Genomic DNA, 17175 nt, shown 5'->3' with positions numbered 1-17175 from the left:
GGGGGCAGGAAACGGCAGAGCGGGTGCGCTCTGCCGTGAGGTCATCAGGAAAGGCTCATCAGCGGCATCAGCGGTTCTATTTCGCCCTGCGACTGGTGTTTTTTTAGCCGGAATTCATCGCTGTTCACCACCAGGACGGGCGTGGTCAGATCGTAGCCCTCCGCTTCAATTTCAGCCCTGTCGAAGGCCAGCAGCGGCGTGCCGGCAGTCACTCTGTCGCCTTCTTTCACCAGCGGGCGGAAGTGCCTGCCCTCCAGCGCAACGGTATTCAGCCCGACGTGGATCAGCAGCTCAGCGCCGTTATCGCAGAGTAAGCCAATTGCATGGTGAGAGTCGATCAGCGTGGCGACCACGGCGTCGCACGGTGCCACCACCTGGCCTTCACTGGGACGAATGGCGATGCCGTCGCCCAGCAGTTTGCCTGCGAACGTTTCGTCGGCAACGCTTTCCAGTGACATTACCGTACCCGGCAGCGGGCTCATCAGCTCCAGGCTGCGGGCCTGGGCCGGAACGGCGGCGGCCGGAGCCGGAGCCGGGGACGTCGTCGTTTCGGCCAGTGTCTCTTCAGCCACCGGATCGTCGAAGCCCACAAACTGTACCATCACAATGGTCAGGATAATGGCCGTCGCACTGCCTGCCAGTTCACCGATAAACGACATGGGCGCATCCGGGCTGATGGCATTGACCAGGGTGAACAGGCCCGGCAGGGCGGCGTAGGCATAGTAAAGTGAGCCAAACAGGCTGGCGACGACCGCGCCGATCGCCCCGCCAATACAGCCACAGATAAAGGGCTTTTTAAAGCGCAGCGTCACTCCGTATATTGCCGGTTCAGTAATACCGAAAATCGCGGTCACGCCTGCCGACAGCGAGGTCGCCTTGAGCGCTTTGTTGCGCGTTTTCAGGAAGACCCCGAACACCGCAGCCATCTGTCCGATCACCGCAATGGTCTGATAGGCCTGGAAAGAGTCATAACCCTGGGTATCGAAGTTGGCCATAATCACCGGGGTGATCCCCCAGTGAACACCAAAAATGACAATGATCTGCCATACCCCACCAATCACGGCGGCGGCCACGGCCGGGGCAAAGGCGAACAGCGCGTTATAACCGCTGGCCACGCCCATCGCCGCCCAGGTGGTGATGGGGCCAATGACGATAAGCGTGAGCGGTACGATGATCACAAAGCAAATCAGCGGCGTAAACAGCGCGCTGACTACCTCGGGCAGCCGTCGTTCAACGCGCTTTTCAAGCCATGACAGCGCCCAGACGAGGAACAGCGGTGGCAGCACCGAGGAGGTATAGACCGTTTTTGCCAGCGGAATAAACAGGAAGCTGATGGTTTCTCCCCCGGCGATGCGGCCTGCCATCGCGGTCCACTCAGGGTTGATCAGGGCACAGCAGCAGAGCACGGCAATAAACGGATTGCATTTAAAGTGTCGTGCGGCGGTAATGGCGATAAATACCGGCAGGAAAGCGAAGGGCGTCCATGACATAAAGTTGAAGATGGCAAAGGTGCCGGTGGTTTTAATATCCGCATCAATCAGGGCGATGACGATTAATATTCCCTGCAGGATCCCCGCTGCCGCCAGAATATAAACAATCGGGGCAAAGACCGCCGACATGGTGCCAATCACGGCATCCAGCCAGCGCGTTTTCTGTTTCGCCTGCCCGCCGCCGTGCTGCTCGCCAATCAGGGAAGAGAGGGCATTAAAGACGTCGGCCACGTGCGTACCGATGACCACCTGAAACTGGCCACCGCTCTCCACTACGGCGATAACGCCGGGCAGACGCTGTACTTTTTCTTTCGCGCCATCCGGTGTTTCATTTAACACCAGCCGCAGGCGGGTGGCGCAGCGTGAGAAGGTATTAATATTATTTTCGCCACCGACCTCGTGAAGTATATCAGTTGCTAACTTATTGTAATCCCTGATAACTGCCATTTATTTCGACCTTTTTATATGGGTAGAGAGAGATGTAACAGAGGGTGAAACCGATTTCATGCTATCAGTGCGATCCATTTCTGCAACCGGTTTCATATCAGAGCGTGAGCTGTTTCACAGCGAAGATAGCCAGGTGAAACACGCTTCATTTTGTTGCGTCTGGCAGGGCTGGTGAACATCAGCGCTGTGACGTCACGTAAAGCAGAACGGTGCGGCCTGAAAAAATAGCGCTATTTTATAAGAATATTTACCTGCCGGATGTGCGGGGCAACGATTATATTCTGCTGCGAAGGACGCCCGTTGTTACCCGGGGAAGGGTAAAAAACCAATAAGACTCACTTTTTTGCATTCCATCACTATGATGGTGGCGAGGTTTTTGATGCTTTTAAAACGCAGCGGTACAATAGCCATGGTATTACTGATTACGCTTTCGGTCACGGCCTGTGGCATGTCTCACCGTGGCAGAAATACGGCCATCGGTGCGGGTGTGGGCGCAGTGGGCGGGGCTGTTCTGACCGGGGGCAGTACCTGGGGTACCCTGGGTGGGGCGGCTATCGGCGGGGTGATCGGGCATCAGGTCAGCCGCTAAGCTGACCTGTGCATTGAAACGACTGACGCGTTATGGCCTGCGGTACAGGGCAATGCTGCGCCCTTCCAGTTCGACGTTCTTCTCTTTGGTGATGATTTTACCGGGCTTAGCCCGGTCTGAGGTGCTGAGTTCCAGCACCCAGCCACCTTCACCAAACTGTGGGATCAGGAAGGGCACATTGCCCTCATACGGGTTAAACAGCATCAGCACGTCATGCCATATCCCTTCCTGGTCGGCCAGATCCGCCCGGCCAATATAGACCCCGAGCGTTGACCCTTCATCCCACTGCTCTGGCTGCTGAAAACCACCGCCTGCGTTGAACCACTTGATCTCCATATCATCACGCCAGCTTTCACGGCGCAGCAGCGGTTGTGCAGCGCGCAGCGCAATCACCTGTCGGGTAAACTCGCGCAGCGCTTCACCACTTTCCGGCACCGCGTCCCAGTGGATCCACGAGATTCCGTTATCCTGACAGTAACCATTGTTATTGCCGACCTGGCTGCGGCCAAACTCATCCCCGGCCAGCAGCATTGGTGTACCGTGAGAGAATAGCAGGGTGGCGAGAAAATTACGTTTCTGACGTTCACGCACCGCATTAATGCCTTCATCCTCCGTAGGGCCTTCCGCGCCATAGTTATATGACCGGTTATCATTATGCCCGTCGTTATTGTCCTCAGCGTTGGCATCGTTATGCTTTTCGTTGTAAGAGACCAGATCATTCAGCGTAAAGCCGTCATGTGCGGTAATAAAGTTCACGCTCTCCCAGGGCCGCCGGCCGCGCTGATCGTACAGATCGCCCGACCCCAGCAGGCGCGCGGCAAATTCGGTCGACACGTTGTCTCCCTTCCAGTATTCCCGCACCGTATCACGATACTTGTCGTTCCACTCGGCCCAGCCCGGCGGGAAAGCGCCCACCTGATAGCCGCCCGGACCAATATCCCAGGGTTCTCCGATCAGTTTCAGTTTGGACAGCACCGGATCCTGCATGATGGCGTCAAAAAAGCCGCCGCGCGGATCGAAGCCGCCCGGTTCACGGCCGAGAATGGTACCCAGGTCGAAGCGAAAACCATCGATATGCATCGATTGCGCCCAGTAACGCAGGGAGTCCATCACCATCTGCAGTACGCGCGGGTGGGAGGTGTTGACGGTATTACCGGTGCCGGTGTCGTTAATATAGTAACGGTGCTGATCGGGCAGGGTGCGGTAATAAGAGAAGTTATCGATGCCCTTAAAAGAGAGCGTAGGACCCAGCTCATTACCCTCAGCGGTGTGGTTGTAAACCACATCAAGGATCACCTCGATCCCGGCATCGTGGAAGGCGCGCACCATATCACGGAACCCCTGAATACCGTTGGGGCCGAAATAGCGCGACGCGGGTGAGAAGAAGGCCAGGGTGTTGTACCCCCAGAAATTTTTCAACCCTTTGTCCAGCAGGTGCTGATCGTCCGGGAACCAGTGAACGGGCAACAGTTCGACCGAAGTAACGCCGAGGCTCTTTATATACTCCACGGACGCCGGATGCCCCATGCCTTCATAGGTACCGCGCAGCGCCTCCGGCACCGCCGTATTCATCTGGGTAAACCCTTTCAGGTGGGTTTCATAAATCACCGTGTGTGACCAGGGGATGACAGGGCGGTTTTCATCATGCCAGTGAAATTCATCCGGGTCGATAACGCGGCATTTGGGCGTAAACGGCGCGCTGTCACGCGTATCAAAGGTCAGATCTTTATCATCATCGTACAGGTCATAGGCAAAGTGGGCTTCGTTCCACTCGATGTCGCCCGACAGCTCGCGCGCATAGGGATCAATCAGCAGCTTGTTCGGGTTAAACCGGTGTCCGTTTTCCGGATCGTACGGGCCATAAACCCGGTAGCCGTACAGCGCCCCCGGCCGCAGGCCTGGTACATAGCCATGCCACACCTCATGGGTGTACTCAGGCAGCGTCAGTCTGGCAATTTCCTGCGTACCGCTCTCATCGTACAGGCACAGCTCCACGCGCTCGGCGTGCGCGGTGAACAGGGCAAAGTTCACCCCTTCACCATCAAAGTTGGCCCCCAGCTGGTGGCTTAGTCCCGGTTCTATTGCAAAAGGTTGATTATCTGACATGGTGTTCTTTTATCCTGTTGCAGAATGATTCGCCAGCGGTAAGGCATGACGTCCATGGTTCAAAATCATTATTCACTGGCCAGTATCAGCGGTACGCCCTGACTGTCCGGCGGCAGGCTGAGGTGGTCCGTCAGGAAAGTGACTTCCCCGTTAAGAATATTACGGTAACGACGCCGGGCGAGAGGCGCATCCAGCGCGATTGTGCCATCGCCAGCGGTCGCCGGCTTCCCGCTGAGACTGAGCATCAGACGGGGAGCGACCACGATCAGCGCGTCCGCGCTGTCACAGCGGGCAAAGGCGATGATGTGCTCTTCGCCCTGGCCTTCCGCGTGCAGCGGCAGGTAATTTCCCCGTCGAAACAGCTGAGGGCGGGCCTGACGTAAACGCAGCAGGCTGGCGATCACATGCTGGTTAAGCTGACCGTTCAGCCAGCGCGGCGCAGAGGTATCGGGCGGGATCCGGTGCTCTGCCAGCATCTGTTGCAGCGCGGCAAAGTCAGGTTCACGACGGTTATCGGGGTCGATCAGGCTGAAGTCCAGCGTCTCACTGCCCTGGTAGATATCCGGTACGCCCGGCGCGGTCAGCTTGACCACGGTCTGGGTCAGGCTGTTGATCAGCCCGGCGCGAATAAATGGCTGAAGCGCGGCGGTAAAGTCACGCAGAAAAGCCTGATTTGACGGCGCGAGCAGGTGAGCGGCATAGTCGAGCACCGCATTCTCATAATCGTCGTTCACGGCGGTCCAGTTGGTGCGCTGTTTGGCCTCCCGCAGCGCCTTCTGCACGTAGGTGAGAAAGCGTTCTTCCAGCGCGGCCAGACCCGCCGTGTCCCCCGGTTGCAGCGTGGCGGGCCAGACGCCGGCCAGCGCCTGATAGAGCATCCACTCGACGGCGGGGCGGGGTGCCGGGCCATCATCCAGATGGGCCACTTTTTCCTGATTCATCTCGCGCCAGCGCGTTACGCAGGCCGCCCAGTGTTCCGGCGCTTCCGACAGCGTATACAGCCGCGCACGGGCATCCTCTCCGCGCTTAGTATCATGGGTCGTGGTGCCGGAGAGCGCATCCGGCTGGCGATCCAGACGTGTGGCCATTTCCCGGTGAAAACGCGCCGGAGAGAACAAACGCGGCAGCGGTTCAGCACCCACTTCATTCAGCGCCAGCGACATGTGCTGCCGGAAGAACAGCGTATCTTCGACGGATTTTGCCATCAGCGGCCCTGTCAGCTGCTGGAAGCGGGTACGGAACGTTGTGGCCTGCTGGCGGGATGCGTCAGAGACTTCGCCGGTCAGGATACGCAGAAGAAAATCCAGCGCCGCAGGATCGGGCGCGCTGGAGCTGCTTTTGACTCTGCTGGCCACGGTGTGCAGCCTTTGACGATCGGCGTCCGGCATGCCGCTGGCCGTACCGTAAGTCCGGTACACCGGAAAGGCAACCAGCAGTTCGCGCAGCGCCTGACGCAGGGCATTTTCATCTGGCGTGGCGCGTTCAGTCCCGGCCAGATCGACGGCGAGAGAGAGCAGGGTGGAGAACTCTCCGGCGAAGTTCTTATCGGCCATCAGCAGCTTGGCAGCGCGCAGCTCGGCGGTCATATTCACCGGGCGATCGACCACCTCATTATAGATTTTACGCAGGTTAGCCAGCTGACTGCCGTCAACCAGCGCATCGGAGAGCGCGGCCATAAATTCATAGCCCGTGGTGCCCGAGACCGGCCAGTCGTCAGGCAGGTGTTCATCCTCGCCGAGGATTTTTTCCACGGTGATATAACAGTCCGCTCCGGCCTGCTGACGCAGACGGTCAAGATAGCCCTGTGGATCGGCCAGCCCGTCGACATGATCCACCCGCAGGCCGTCAACCGCGCCGGAATGCACCAGCTCAAGGATCAGACGGTGGGTATCTTCGAAGACCCCTTCGTCTTCCACGCGAACCCCCACCAGACCGGTGATTTCAAAGAAGCGCCGGTAGGAGAGATCCTGTGCGGCGTCCCGCCAGCACATCAGCCGCCACGGCTGCTGCTGGTGCAGCGCGATGATGTCTGCTTTATCGGTGATGGCCAGCACGTCCGCCTCGCGGCCCTGCCAGCTGTCAGGCGTTAGCGGGTAAAAGGCGTCATAGCAGGCGAGGGCGGGCCTGCCCGTCACCGGGTCGGCTTTAACCGCAATATCCCCGTTGTCCAGCACGGTTTCAAAATCATCACCGAGGAAAGGCAGCGTCAGACGGCGCGACCAGTCGATATCAAAATGCCGGGCATAACGGCTTTTTTCGCCGTGTTCAACCACGTCATGCCACCAGGCATTTTCCAGCGAGGCGGCCATGTGGTTGGGCACAATATCGAGGATCAGGCCAATCCCCGCCTGTTTCAGCGCGCTGACCATGCGGTCGAAGCCCGCCCGGCCGCCGATGGACGGCTCAATCTCGTTGGCGTCGGTCACATCGTAACCGTGCGTGGAACCGTGGGTGGCGGTAAAGATTGGCGAGGCATACAGATGCGAGATACCCAACTGCTGCAGGTACGGCACCAGGGCCGCCGCCCGGTCAAAGGTCATGCCGTTGCGAAACTGAATACGGTAAGTGGCGACAGGTATAGTCACGTTGCATCTCCCGGTAGAAGGCGAACAAGAATGGAATGCGGCGGCAGATCCCCGCCCCGATCCGGCCAGGCAAAGATCGTCTCGCCGGGCAAATCGGGCAGCGGCTGCGGAGTGGCAGCGATATTCACCGCCATCGACAGCGTCCCCTGCGGGAACGTCCAGCTGACGGCGAGGAAGCCGGGTGCCGTTTTCACCACGTTTCCGCTATGGCCGTCCGCGCGGGCCAGCAGCGGCACAATATACTGCTGACGCAGCGTCAGCAGCTGGCGGGTCAGTGCCATCCACGCCTGACCTTCCGGGGTTTCCGGTTTGTGCCAGTCGAGCCTGGAGGCAATAAAGGTTTGCTCCGCATTCGGGTCGGGCACGCTTTCACCTTCATGCCCGGCGTGGCCGGCAAACTCCCTGGCCCGGCCTTCGCGTACCGCCCGGGCCAGGTCGCCGTGGAAGTCGGTGAAGAACAGGAAAGGATGGGTCTCACCGTACTCTTCCCCCATAAACAGCAGCGGAATGTGCGGGGACAGCAGCAGCATGGCGAGCATCACTTTGCTGCGGTCGGCCCCGGCCAGGGAGATCAGCCTTTCTCCCAGCGCCCGGTTGCCGACCTGATCGTGGTTCTGGATAAAATCGACAAAGGTCACCGGCGGCTGCCCCCGGCTGTCCACGCCACGCGCCTCGCCGGACTGCGGAGACACCTGGCCCTGATAGATAAAGCCTTCCGTCAGCGCCCGGGCCACGCCTTTTTCGGGCTGATCAGCGAAGTCCTGATAATAGGCATGTGTCTCACCGGTGGCGAACACGTGTACCGCATTATGAAAGTCGTCGTTCCACTCGCCGGTAAACAGCGGGGCACTGCCGTCGGCATCGCGGGGGTGCAGGAAGATCACGTTACGACAATCTTCGGTGGTGAGATGTATCGGGCGCTGCGGTATCTCTGCCCGGATGCGTTGCGCGATCTCGATCAGCACGTGCGGCTGCTGGCTGTCCTCAATCTGGTCAATGGCATCGAAGCGCAGCCCGTCCAGATTGTATTCCTGTAGCCAGTACAGCGGCGCCTCAACGATGTAGCGGCGCACTGCATCCACATCCCAGGCAATCGCGGCTCCCCAGGGCGTTGTCCGCTCCGGATGGAAAAAGTCGGGAGAAAGCAGGGGCAGATAATTGCCCTCAGGGCCAAAATGGTTCAGGACAATGTCCAGCACCACCGAGATACCGTAGCCGTGCGCGGCGTCGACAAAGGCTTTAAAGTCCTCCGGCGAACCGTACGCGGCATGAGGGGCATACAGCAGCACGCCGTCATAGCCCCAGCCGCGACGGCCACCAAACTGGGCGAGGGGTAAGACCTCGATCATGGTGATACCCAGTCCGGCGAGGTGCGGCAGTTTATCGATAGCGGCACGGAACGTCCCCTGCGGCGTAAAGGTGCCGATATGCAGCTCGTATACCACCGTTTCTTCCCAGGCACGGCCTGCCCAGCCGGTATTCTGCCAGGCATAGCGGGCAGGGTCGATAACCAGCGACGGCCCGCCGACATCATCACGCTGCGCGCGGGAGGCGGGGTCTGCAACCGTCTTGCCGTCGGCAAGCACGTACTGATACTCCTCGCCGGGCTTGACGCCAGCGACCTCAACTTCAAACCAGCCGTTGCCGGTTGGCGTCATCTCAATGTCTTTCGCGGAAAGTCGCAGGGTGACTTCGCTCTGGCCAGAGGCCCAGAGACGAAAACGCACGGTGTCGGCAGCCACAAATTCGGCACCCCAACTTTTCGGGAATGATCGGGTTTCCATTCGGTCTCCTCGTTTAGTCCAGTACGCAAAAATCGCTGACATCAGGACGGCACCCCGGCAAAGGGGGTAAGATATCAGTCGGGTAAAGGTGTCTTCAGGATATGGATAGCGGTCAGGGCATTACAATCATAGACCAGGATATTACGACCCGCAGGCCAGAAGGAAATGAGGGGGAAGATGAGCATCACTATCAGAGCATTCCAGGTGAGTGACCTCGATGCCGTGATTACGCTGTTTCAGGCGTCCGTCCGACAGATCGCGTCACAGAATTACCGTCCTGCACAGATAGCGGCCTGGTCACAGGTAGACCGGATAAGCTGGGAGAAGCGATTTCAGCAAAGCTGCTGCTGGCTGGCGGTTCGCCATAACGAGATTGCCGGTTTTGGCAACGTGGAATTTGACGGGCATCTGGATATGTTATTTACCCATCCCGGGCATCAGCGCTGCGGCGTGGCGACCGCGCTGCTGCAACGGCTGGAGCAGGCGGTGGCCGACAGGGCGCTACCGGCCATTTTCACTGAGGCCAGTATCACCGCCAGACCGTTTTTCAGCCGGCAGGGCTTCCGGATGATTGAGGCACAGCAGGTCGGAGTGCGCGGTCAGCCGTTTATTAACTACCGGATGCGGAAAATGCTGATGTCAGACAAGGGTGAGGAGAAAAGCGTAAAGGAAACGCGGTCCGGGCCGATAACTTAAAAGAGATCAATGCCCAGGAATTTGCCAAAGCTCATCATAAGGATGGTGTTCATATGTCGATGAATATTCACACGCTGGAAAATCTTCGCTCCGCTCTTTTATCCGCACTTCACCTCTCCTTAAAGCACGCAGAAGGCCAGAATGGCCATCAAAATACAGATAAAATCATTGATGTTCTGCGCCAGGTCGAACTGACTACCTTGCTTCAGGAAAGCAACATCTATGCTATCGCCGGAACGCAGGGAGCGGGTAAAACCACCCTGGCAAAAGAGATCCTGAATATTGACGATCGCTGGCTTGCGGGGAATCCCGGTCGTGGCGAGCAGGTTCCACTGTTTATAGAACAGTGTGCAGAGATGGCTGCAGGTGAACCAGAAATAGTTTTCGTCTGCCTTAATCGCGATAGCGGAAAGGTTGAAGACCTGCCCGCTTCCGCAGAGGAGTTGAAAAGCGTGCTGCGCGACTGGAGCAGCGTACAACGTTTTGAAAAAGCCCATCTGAAATTACTTTATCCCAAACTTCGTATCAGTCAGCAGCAGTCATTTATTAATGAAAACGTCACCTGGGCCTTGCTGCCTGGCTATGAGCTGATCACCAGCCGTAATCATCAGTGGCAGGAGATGATGCGCCATGTGCTGGTCAATGCGCGCGGTGTATTATTTGTCACCGATCAGACGCTGCTGGCGAATGACGGTAAAACCACCGTACTCGATGATCTGCGGGAAAACTTCAATCATCATTCACCGGTGATTGTGATATCGAAAACGGAAGCGCTGACCGACGAGGACATTGATCAGCTCAAAGCCAGCGCGAGGGCACGTTTTTCATCGGTCTCTGGCGCTGTGCGCAATAATGTGGTGGCAACGGGGGCGGGCAATCGCGATCGCTGGATCAGTGACTTACGCGAAACTGTAATCGATAATCTGGCCAGTAGTTATGCCTCTGAGGCTGTCGCGATCGACCGTTTTATGCACCTGATAAAAAGTGATGTCGCTGAGATCATTGATGATCTGCACTTGCTGTGCAGTAACCAAGAGGATCACGATGGCATTATCGACGATATCCTTAGCGAGTTTGATAAGTCGGTGACGGCTTATGAGAATAAATTACGCAAGGCCATTAAAAGCCAGACCCATGAGCATCTGATTAAAGCAGTGGCCAGCTGTAAAGAGCACTATAAAAAAGAAGAAGTGGGCTTCATAAATAATGCGAAGATCCTCGGACGTCGTTTCGCCCTGCGCGGGATCGATGTTGATGAAGAGCGCCGCCAGCGCGTCATTCAGGCCTGGAACCAGACTTTTGATGAGCAGGATATTAATAGCAGAAACTTCAGCGCCTTAACCGCGTTAAACCATCCTATCCTGTCACGAGCTGGCCTGCTGCCAGAGATTGAGCAAACGCCGGTTAAAGCCATTACGCTTGCAGATAAGATGGGCTATCAAGTGCAAGAGCAAGCACCAGAAGTGGTCAATCAGGAACTGGCGCAGGGGATAAGCGTATTACTTCACAAAGTTCCCCGAGGGCAACTCCCCTCAGACCCGACGGAGCTCCAGGCCGTCATGCACGTGTTACCCGCTTTAACGCTGGAGTACAGCCGTGCCGCCATCGTCATGCGTCAGGACCCGACCTGTACCACCCAACTCGCTGACGAAATATTACCGCAGGTCTTTTTAGACACGCTTTTTTCCAGCAGTGAAAACTATCATCCGATAAAAACCGCGATGATGGCCTTTATTGGTGCTGATTTGTCAGACGGAACGCCGGGTGAACCGACGGCCGAAAACCCTGGCGGTGCCTTTACACCGCTGGCGCTGGTGGGCAAGGCCGCGCTGGTGGCCAGCCTTGCTTATGGTCTCTATCAGTTGACTGGGATTATTCGCGAAAGTGATAAGGCTCAGTTTTATTATATTGACCGGCTGATGAATGAACTGGCTTTCTTTAATGAACAATCCATTGTCACACATTATCTGGAGACGATGGCCGATCTGCGCCAGCATATTGAGGGCAATATCAAGCGGATTTACGGTGTTGAGGACTCTCTGAGTCACAGAAGCACTATCACGCTTGCTATCAAAAAACTGGCTGCCGTACAGAAAGAAGCTAAATTATATGAAGCTAACGTCCGACAAATCCTGGCCTGATCTGTGCCGCGAACGCTATCGCTGGGCTGAACAAAGTTACAGCGCCATTCTGCAGCGGGTTGATGCAGGAAGGCTTATCCAGACGGACGAAAACGCTTCGCATCAGGTATCGGTGATTGTTTACGGCCCCGCTCAGGTGGGCAAAACTTCCTTTATTCTCACCCTGCTGGGTGTGCGTGATGAACATTTTAATCTGCTCAATAGCTTGCTTCGCGGTGATCAACTTCTTGGAACGATGTCTACTGCGCGTTCGTACCGCTACCGCATTGCGGAAGACGATAGCTGGTATTTCAGCCATATCAGAGAGGGCAAACAACCACTTGGCAATGAACAAGCCAGGGCAGAATTTACCCGTTTGCGTCAGAAGGTTGAGCAGGGCTGCAGTGTTTTTGACAGCATTGACGTGTTTATACCGCGCTATTTTTTTAATCTTGAAAACCAGATTAATCACCGGCTGTTGATTCGCGATCTGCCTGGTACCCATTCGACCAGTAAAAATGAGCAGGAATACGTTAACGATCTTGCCAGCCGTTATCTTTCCTCTGCGGATGTGGTGTTGCTGACAGGACGGGTCGATGCGCTCTATTTTTTGAAACCGGAAGAACTGGGCAATGCACTACTTAATGACTGGCACTGGCAACCCCACCGTTACAGAATCATTCTCACCCGGAGCTATTCCGATGCCACGCTTTGCCACCGCTTAAAAAACACTAAGCCCGGGAAAGTGGCGCTGCAACAATACCTGCTTGGGCAGATCAACACGCTGGAACTGGCGCTGCCGGATAGCATCAGTCAGCTGATTTATCCTGTTGAATGCGGACATTCCTGGCAGGCCATCATCACGGAAAAGGATGACTATGCCCAACAGTGTCTGCGCTTACGTCAGGAAATACTGGCGGATCTCCAGACGTCGCTGCAACAATCCTCTCACCCACTTTCACGACTGCGTACCGGCTATGCTTTGCCGCAGATGATCCAACAGCGGATAACTGCGGAGAATGAGGCCTATATTGCAGAGAAATCACGGATTGATAACGCGCTGGCATACCTTGTAAACCCAATAAAAAAATATCAGAAACGGGAGAAGAAAAATAAATATGATCTGGAGCGTTTACAGCAGCAGTTGACCGCAATGCAGGACCAAAGTGCAGTGGGACGTGAGTATGATTTTCACACAGAAATCGGCCGACGACTGCCGTCCCAACCTCTGACAGAAACCACGAAATACCTGAAAGACGCTATCACTGATTACAAACTCCATTGCATCTCCGTATGGCGCGACTGGTGCGCTGAAAATGCAATACCTGTGACTTCACCGCCGCCATTTAATCGAATAAATGGCGTTGAAAATCATCTTGATAGTTATCTTTTCAAGAAATATTTTCGCTCTGACAATTTCATGAAAGATAAAGCGTCGATGCATTCAGCCTGCCGGACGACGTCCGAAACCCTGAACCAGAGAGCAGCTGGCCTGCAGGCAGAGAAAATTAAGCGGAACGTTGATGCGTTACTGCGGCAACAGCGTCGTTATCTTCGGCAGTCCCGCAGAATAGCACTGATTTTAAGCATCCTGGAGAGGAAAAAAATCACTGCGGAATGTCAGAAATCGGTCCTTACGCAGCATCATGAGGAACAGATAGCACGGTTTAAAACCCACTACAGCGATAGTAAAAAATTTCGTGAGGTTATTCTTGAGGCTAAACAACATCGTGCAAGCGAAATTAAGCACCACATGATGAAGCCACAGATCACTCATAGCGAACGTCTGGCCTGGCTATTGATGTATAAGGCACTGAGGAATGATTTCGAGTTTGTAAAATCCCTGGATGAGGAGACCCGTGACGTTGAATAACCCGAGTGTAGCATCTGAGACCGCCAACGAAGAGCGGCTGCTTGATGATTTAGTCCAGGCGCTTTTTCTCGTGACGCTGAGACAGGAACTGGATAAGCAAAAAGAGGATTATGAGACGATAACCGGTGATGCCCTGTTTAACCTGAATAAGACTATTGGTAAAGCTAACCGCAGTATTGAATCAGAGTTCGGCACCGTTAAGGAAAACCTGGAAACTTATCAGCAGGAACTGCATGATTTCCAGGACGCATATCGTAAACACCAACATGAACTGATCCGTTCGCTGAAAGAGAGTCATGGGGATGTCAGCGTATTACATGTCAACCTGCTCCGACAACTGACAGACTCCTGGCGACGGAATGATGAGAAACACCAGATTCAGGTTGGGTTGTTAAACCGGAGCCTGGAAGAGATCGGACAACTGGGGCAGAAGGTGGCCAGTTTCGTCGACCGGCAAAGCGACTATCACGCCACGACAACCCGGCAACATCAGGTTCTGAATGAGCAACTGAACGCGCTGCAACAGTACGTCACGGCCAGTACCCGTAAAACCCACCGGCTGCACTACTGGGGGCTGGCAATAATAAGCGTAGGGATTGCGGTGCTGGCGGGGTTAAGGCTGATTTAATTGACGCTACCGTCAGTGAGGGGAGGAGTAAGGAAGATGATCAGTAATAAGGACAATCAATAATATGAAAATCTGTTTTCTGTGGGTGGACCGATTCAAAAAATTGGATGATTTTTCAATTAATTTATCCAGTGACTATCAGTACCACTATGATGAGACAACAAACAGTCTGACCCGCGAAAAGAAAGCCGTACTGCCCGTCTCTTTTTGGGGCGAGTCTGTCTCGGAGGTAACCGGAATTCTGGGTACGAATGGGGCAGGGAAGACGACGCTGCTTGAACTTCTGTGCCTGGTGATAAAAGGGAAAGCAGAGATTTGCAGCAGGTACTTCATCCTGTATGAAAAAAAGGGCTCTCTTTTTTATCAGAGTTCCGATAACTTCCCGCCGTTAAAAACCCAGTTAGATGTTTATCTTGCCCATTCAAGGTTGACTCTGGATGATCTCGGTGTGGTGTATTTTTCAAATATCTATGATGAGTCCTGGCTCGATCTGGGTGACGGTGTTGAGGATGTTTCGGTTAATAACAGGGTGATCTCAGAACGGCGAGGGGGTTTCGGTGATAAAAACCGAGGCAAATTTATTGAGGAGTTGGAGTTTTTAACTTCAGACAGGTTTGCCGCTCTGGCGTATCCGGCACCTGAGAAAGTATCGGTTAGAATAAATACACGCTTCTGGCAGAAAGAAACCTCCACTTATAACGATAATCATAAAGAAATATTAAGATTGATGAGGAGTATTTTTCATCGGAGTTCTCAACTGGAGCCGATAGCATTAACGCGTTTAACTATACAATGCACACTACTGATGGCGTTGTATTCTGAATATGCCAAACGTACCGAATCCATAGTGACGGAGACATTCCATCGAATATTAATGAATGATAATAATGAAACTATCGATGTCGATAAACTTATTGCGGAACTTGCCGTGGTTTTAAAACGCGGAGACACAGATCATTACATATCCAGAGATGAGCATTTTTATCAGATTGTTTCCTGTTTAATACTGCTAGAAAATGATCTGGAAGTGATGGGCTTCAAAGAAATGAAGAAATACAGGGTTGATAAAGCTCATTTTACCGTGGGCTTTGACAAAGCCAACGAAGAAAACCTGTCAAGACTGGCTAACTTAATAAATTATATCAGCTCTGCTGATATAGACTGGGCTGAGTTAAGTTCTGGTCAGCGCGCTTATATCAACCTCTTTAGTTCAATATGGTGTGCAATTCATAAAATTAAAAATAAGAGAAGGAGCAGTTACGACGAGGATATATTAATCTGCATTGATGAAGGTGATCTTTATTTACACCCTCAACTTCAGTTAGAGTTTATAGAGAAGTTAATCAACGTATTGCCTCAGCTTTCATACGGTAGAATACAGTTGATCATTACCACGCACTCTCCTCTGTTGATCACAGACTTACCTGCTCAATGCGTGACTGTCTTAACGAAAGACAAGGATGATAATATTATTACTGTTCCCGGTAAACATACATTCGGCGCCAACATATACGACATCTATCGGCATTCCTTCGAAGTGGTCACGCAAAGAACGGGGAACGTATCTGATAGTTATATGAATACCATTATTGCAATACTCGACAAAAGAATGTTATCAGGTGAAGAGTTAGATAAGCTGAAAGAGTCCCTGACGGTCATCGGTGATAAGTTATTGAGCTATCATATTAAAAAAAGGATAGACAGTGTGGAGATGGACGCTGTATCAGCGGGGAAGGTAAATGATTAATCTCAAACATCACTTATCCAACGCCAACGCCAGTATCGATCAAGTTCTTGATGATACCGTCGAAGCCCTTTGGGCGCATCTCAATTTTCTTTCTCAGAAAAAACAGCCAGCAGAAAAGAGCATTAAAAGAAACGCGGAAAAGTTTAAAGTGACAATGTTTGATGATTCGCATTCTGCTAAGTATGGAAAACAGGCGGCGAAAAGACATCAGGAATTTATGAATCATATCCTTACCTCAGATAATCTTAAGCAAATCATCATTGCCAAACCTTCCCAATTTCAATCCATTATCAATCAAATGAATAAGATATTAGATGATGAAGATTATAACACGGTTTATTATAATGCATTAAAAATTCCTTCTTTTTCGGATCTCCTTCTTAATAATGTCTTTAAATACGCGCTTTATCGTGACTCAGTTTTTTGTTCTTCTTTATATATCGGTTTGAATTTCGTTCAGATGACATGTCCATACTGTAATGAATACCCTGTAAAAATCATTGAGCGGAAGAATAAACCCGGTACTAAACCGACACTTCATTTTGACCTGGACCATTTTTACCCTAAAAACAGATACCCCTATCTGGCACTGTCCTTTTACAATCACATCCCATGCTGTAAATATTGTAATAGTCTGCATAAAGGCGATAAATTATTTTCTGTGGACAGTCATATCCATCCCTGGGACCGTAATTTTGATGAGCTTTATTCTTTTTCATACAGCCACGACGCGTTGAGAGGCCACAGCGTTGATGACGTCAAAATAATCAAAAATTCAGCCTTCGATGATGCACTGTGTACCGATTTAGAACTCGAAGAGAGGTATAAGACAAACATAGAGTACGCCAATATTAACAGACTTATCAGCATCCTGGCAGACTATCGCTATTTCATTGAACAAGACAGCCCTTGTTCTGACCGTGATAGAGATCGGTTAAAAGAGCGTATTGCTGATTTTGGCCTGGTATTTTCAGGGAGCCAAATTCTGCAGCGTCCCTGGAGTAAAATGCAGCGTGACCTGGTAAAATTTTTCGATGTTAACAATATCTTATCACTTAAATAAGACGTCCCTTTGAACCTCAAGCAGGCAAGGGGAGGGACATCACAATA

11 protein-coding genes are annotated in these 17175 nt (G+C 53.2%); 7 read left to right on the top strand and 4 right to left on the bottom strand.

All coding sequences use genetic code 11. The annotated features are described in order from the left end of the window. Positions 1-44 precede the first annotated feature (44 nt). Complete coding sequence (locus EPE01S_RS03900) at positions 45-1937, bottom strand: beta-glucoside-specific PTS transporter subunit IIABC (RefSeq protein WP_062743285.1); 1893 nt, start codon at positions 1935-1937, stop codon at positions 45-47. Between the two features lie 379 nt (positions 1938-2316). On the opposite strand from EPE01S_RS03900, the gene EPE01S_RS03895 reads away from it, so the two are divergent. After that, complete coding sequence (locus EPE01S_RS03895) at positions 2317-2526, top strand: YMGG-like glycine zipper-containing protein (protein ID WP_062743284.1); 210 nt, start codon at positions 2317-2319, stop codon at positions 2524-2526. Between the two features lie 30 nt (positions 2527-2556). On the opposite strand, the gene glgX is transcribed toward EPE01S_RS03895, so the two are convergent. The 3 genes from glgX to treZ form a co-directional block, all read right to left on the bottom strand. Then, on the bottom strand, positions 2557-4632 hold the full coding sequence (glgX, locus tag EPE01S_RS03890) for a glycogen debranching protein GlgX (RefSeq protein WP_062743283.1): 2076 nt from the start codon (positions 4630-4632) through the stop codon (positions 2557-2559). 68 nt (positions 4633-4700) lie between these two features. Continuing rightward, the gene (gene treY / locus EPE01S_RS03885) at positions 4701-7217 is read right to left on the bottom strand and encodes a malto-oligosyltrehalose synthase (protein WP_072277397.1); all 2517 of its coding nucleotides are present in this window, start codon (positions 7215-7217) and stop codon (positions 4701-4703) included. Continuing rightward, a complete protein-coding gene (gene treZ / locus EPE01S_RS03880) occupies positions 7214-9001 on the bottom strand; it encodes a malto-oligosyltrehalose trehalohydrolase (RefSeq protein ID WP_062743282.1) in 1788 nt (595 codons plus the stop codon). The genes treY and treZ overlap by 4 nt, the downstream gene beginning before the upstream one ends. Before the next feature lie 177 nt (positions 9002-9178). Between treZ and EPE01S_RS03875 the strand changes: the two genes are divergently transcribed. From EPE01S_RS03875 to EPE01S_RS03850, 6 genes are all read left to right on the top strand, one after another. After that, the gene (locus tag EPE01S_RS03875) at positions 9179-9697 is read left to right on the top strand and encodes a GNAT family N-acetyltransferase (protein ID WP_062743281.1); all 519 of its coding nucleotides are present in this window, start codon (positions 9179-9181) and stop codon (positions 9695-9697) included. 53 nt (positions 9698-9750) lie between these two features. Beyond that, positions 9751-11838 (top strand): hypothetical protein, encoded by a 2088-nt coding sequence (locus tag EPE01S_RS03870; protein ID WP_062743280.1) that lies wholly within the window; start codon positions 9751-9753, stop codon positions 11836-11838. Next, positions 11807-13690 carry a hypothetical protein gene (locus EPE01S_RS03865; RefSeq protein ID WP_062743279.1) on the top strand — a complete coding sequence of 628 codons (1884 nt, stop codon included), beginning with the start codon at positions 11807-11809 and terminating at the stop codon, positions 13688-13690. The genes EPE01S_RS03870 and EPE01S_RS03865 overlap by 32 nt, the downstream gene beginning before the upstream one ends. After that, positions 13677-14318 (top strand): hypothetical protein, encoded by a 642-nt coding sequence (locus tag EPE01S_RS03860; protein ID WP_157075990.1) that lies wholly within the window; start codon positions 13677-13679, stop codon positions 14316-14318. Before EPE01S_RS03865 ends, EPE01S_RS03860 begins: the two co-directional genes overlap by 14 nt. A 64-nt stretch (positions 14319-14382) precedes the next feature. Next, positions 14383-16065 carry an AAA family ATPase gene (locus EPE01S_RS03855; protein WP_062743277.1) on the top strand — a complete coding sequence of 561 codons (1683 nt, stop codon included), beginning with the start codon at positions 14383-14385 and terminating at the stop codon, positions 16063-16065. Continuing rightward, on the top strand, positions 16058-17128 hold the full coding sequence (locus EPE01S_RS03850; protein WP_062743276.1) for a hypothetical protein: 1071 nt from the start codon (positions 16058-16060) through the stop codon (positions 17126-17128). The genes EPE01S_RS03855 and EPE01S_RS03850 overlap by 8 nt, the downstream gene beginning before the upstream one ends. Positions 17129-17175 lie beyond the last annotated feature (47 nt).

Origin of the sequence: Erwinia persicina NBRC 102418 (genome assembly GCF_001571305.1) — a bacterium.
Classification (GTDB): domain Bacteria; phylum Pseudomonadota; class Gammaproteobacteria; order Enterobacterales; family Enterobacteriaceae; genus Erwinia; species Erwinia persicina.
The sequence above is the reverse complement of the archived record's forward strand: the minus strand, read 5'-3'. Positions and strand labels throughout refer to the sequence as shown.

What these genes read in the sequence shown, in the direction of transcription:
- EPE01S_RS03900 (WP_062743285.1), bottom strand. Translation starts at nt 1,937, where the DNA reads ATGGCAGTTATCAGGGATTACAATAAGTTAGCAACTGATATACTTCAC.
- EPE01S_RS03895 (WP_062743284.1), top strand. Translation starts at nt 2,317, where the DNA reads ATGCTTTTAAAACGCAGCGGTACAATAGCCATGGTATTACTGATTACG.
- glgX (WP_062743283.1), bottom strand. Translation starts at nt 4,632, where the DNA reads ATGTCAGATAATCAACCTTTTGCAATAGAACCGGGACTAAGCCACCAG.
- treZ (WP_062743282.1), bottom strand. Translation starts at nt 9,001, where the DNA reads ATGGAAACCCGATCATTCCCGAAAAGTTGGGGTGCCGAATTTGTGGCT.
- EPE01S_RS03875 (WP_062743281.1), top strand. Translation starts at nt 9,179, where the DNA reads ATGAGCATCACTATCAGAGCATTCCAGGTGAGTGACCTCGATGCCGTG.
- EPE01S_RS03870 (WP_062743280.1), top strand. Translation starts at nt 9,751, where the DNA reads ATGTCGATGAATATTCACACGCTGGAAAATCTTCGCTCCGCTCTTTTA.
- EPE01S_RS03865 (WP_062743279.1), top strand. Translation starts at nt 11,807, where the DNA reads ATGAAGCTAACGTCCGACAAATCCTGGCCTGATCTGTGCCGCGAACGC.
- EPE01S_RS03855 (WP_062743277.1), top strand. Translation starts at nt 14,383, where the DNA reads ATGAAAATCTGTTTTCTGTGGGTGGACCGATTCAAAAAATTGGATGAT.
- EPE01S_RS03850 (WP_062743276.1), top strand. Translation starts at nt 16,058, where the DNA reads ATGATTAATCTCAAACATCACTTATCCAACGCCAACGCCAGTATCGAT.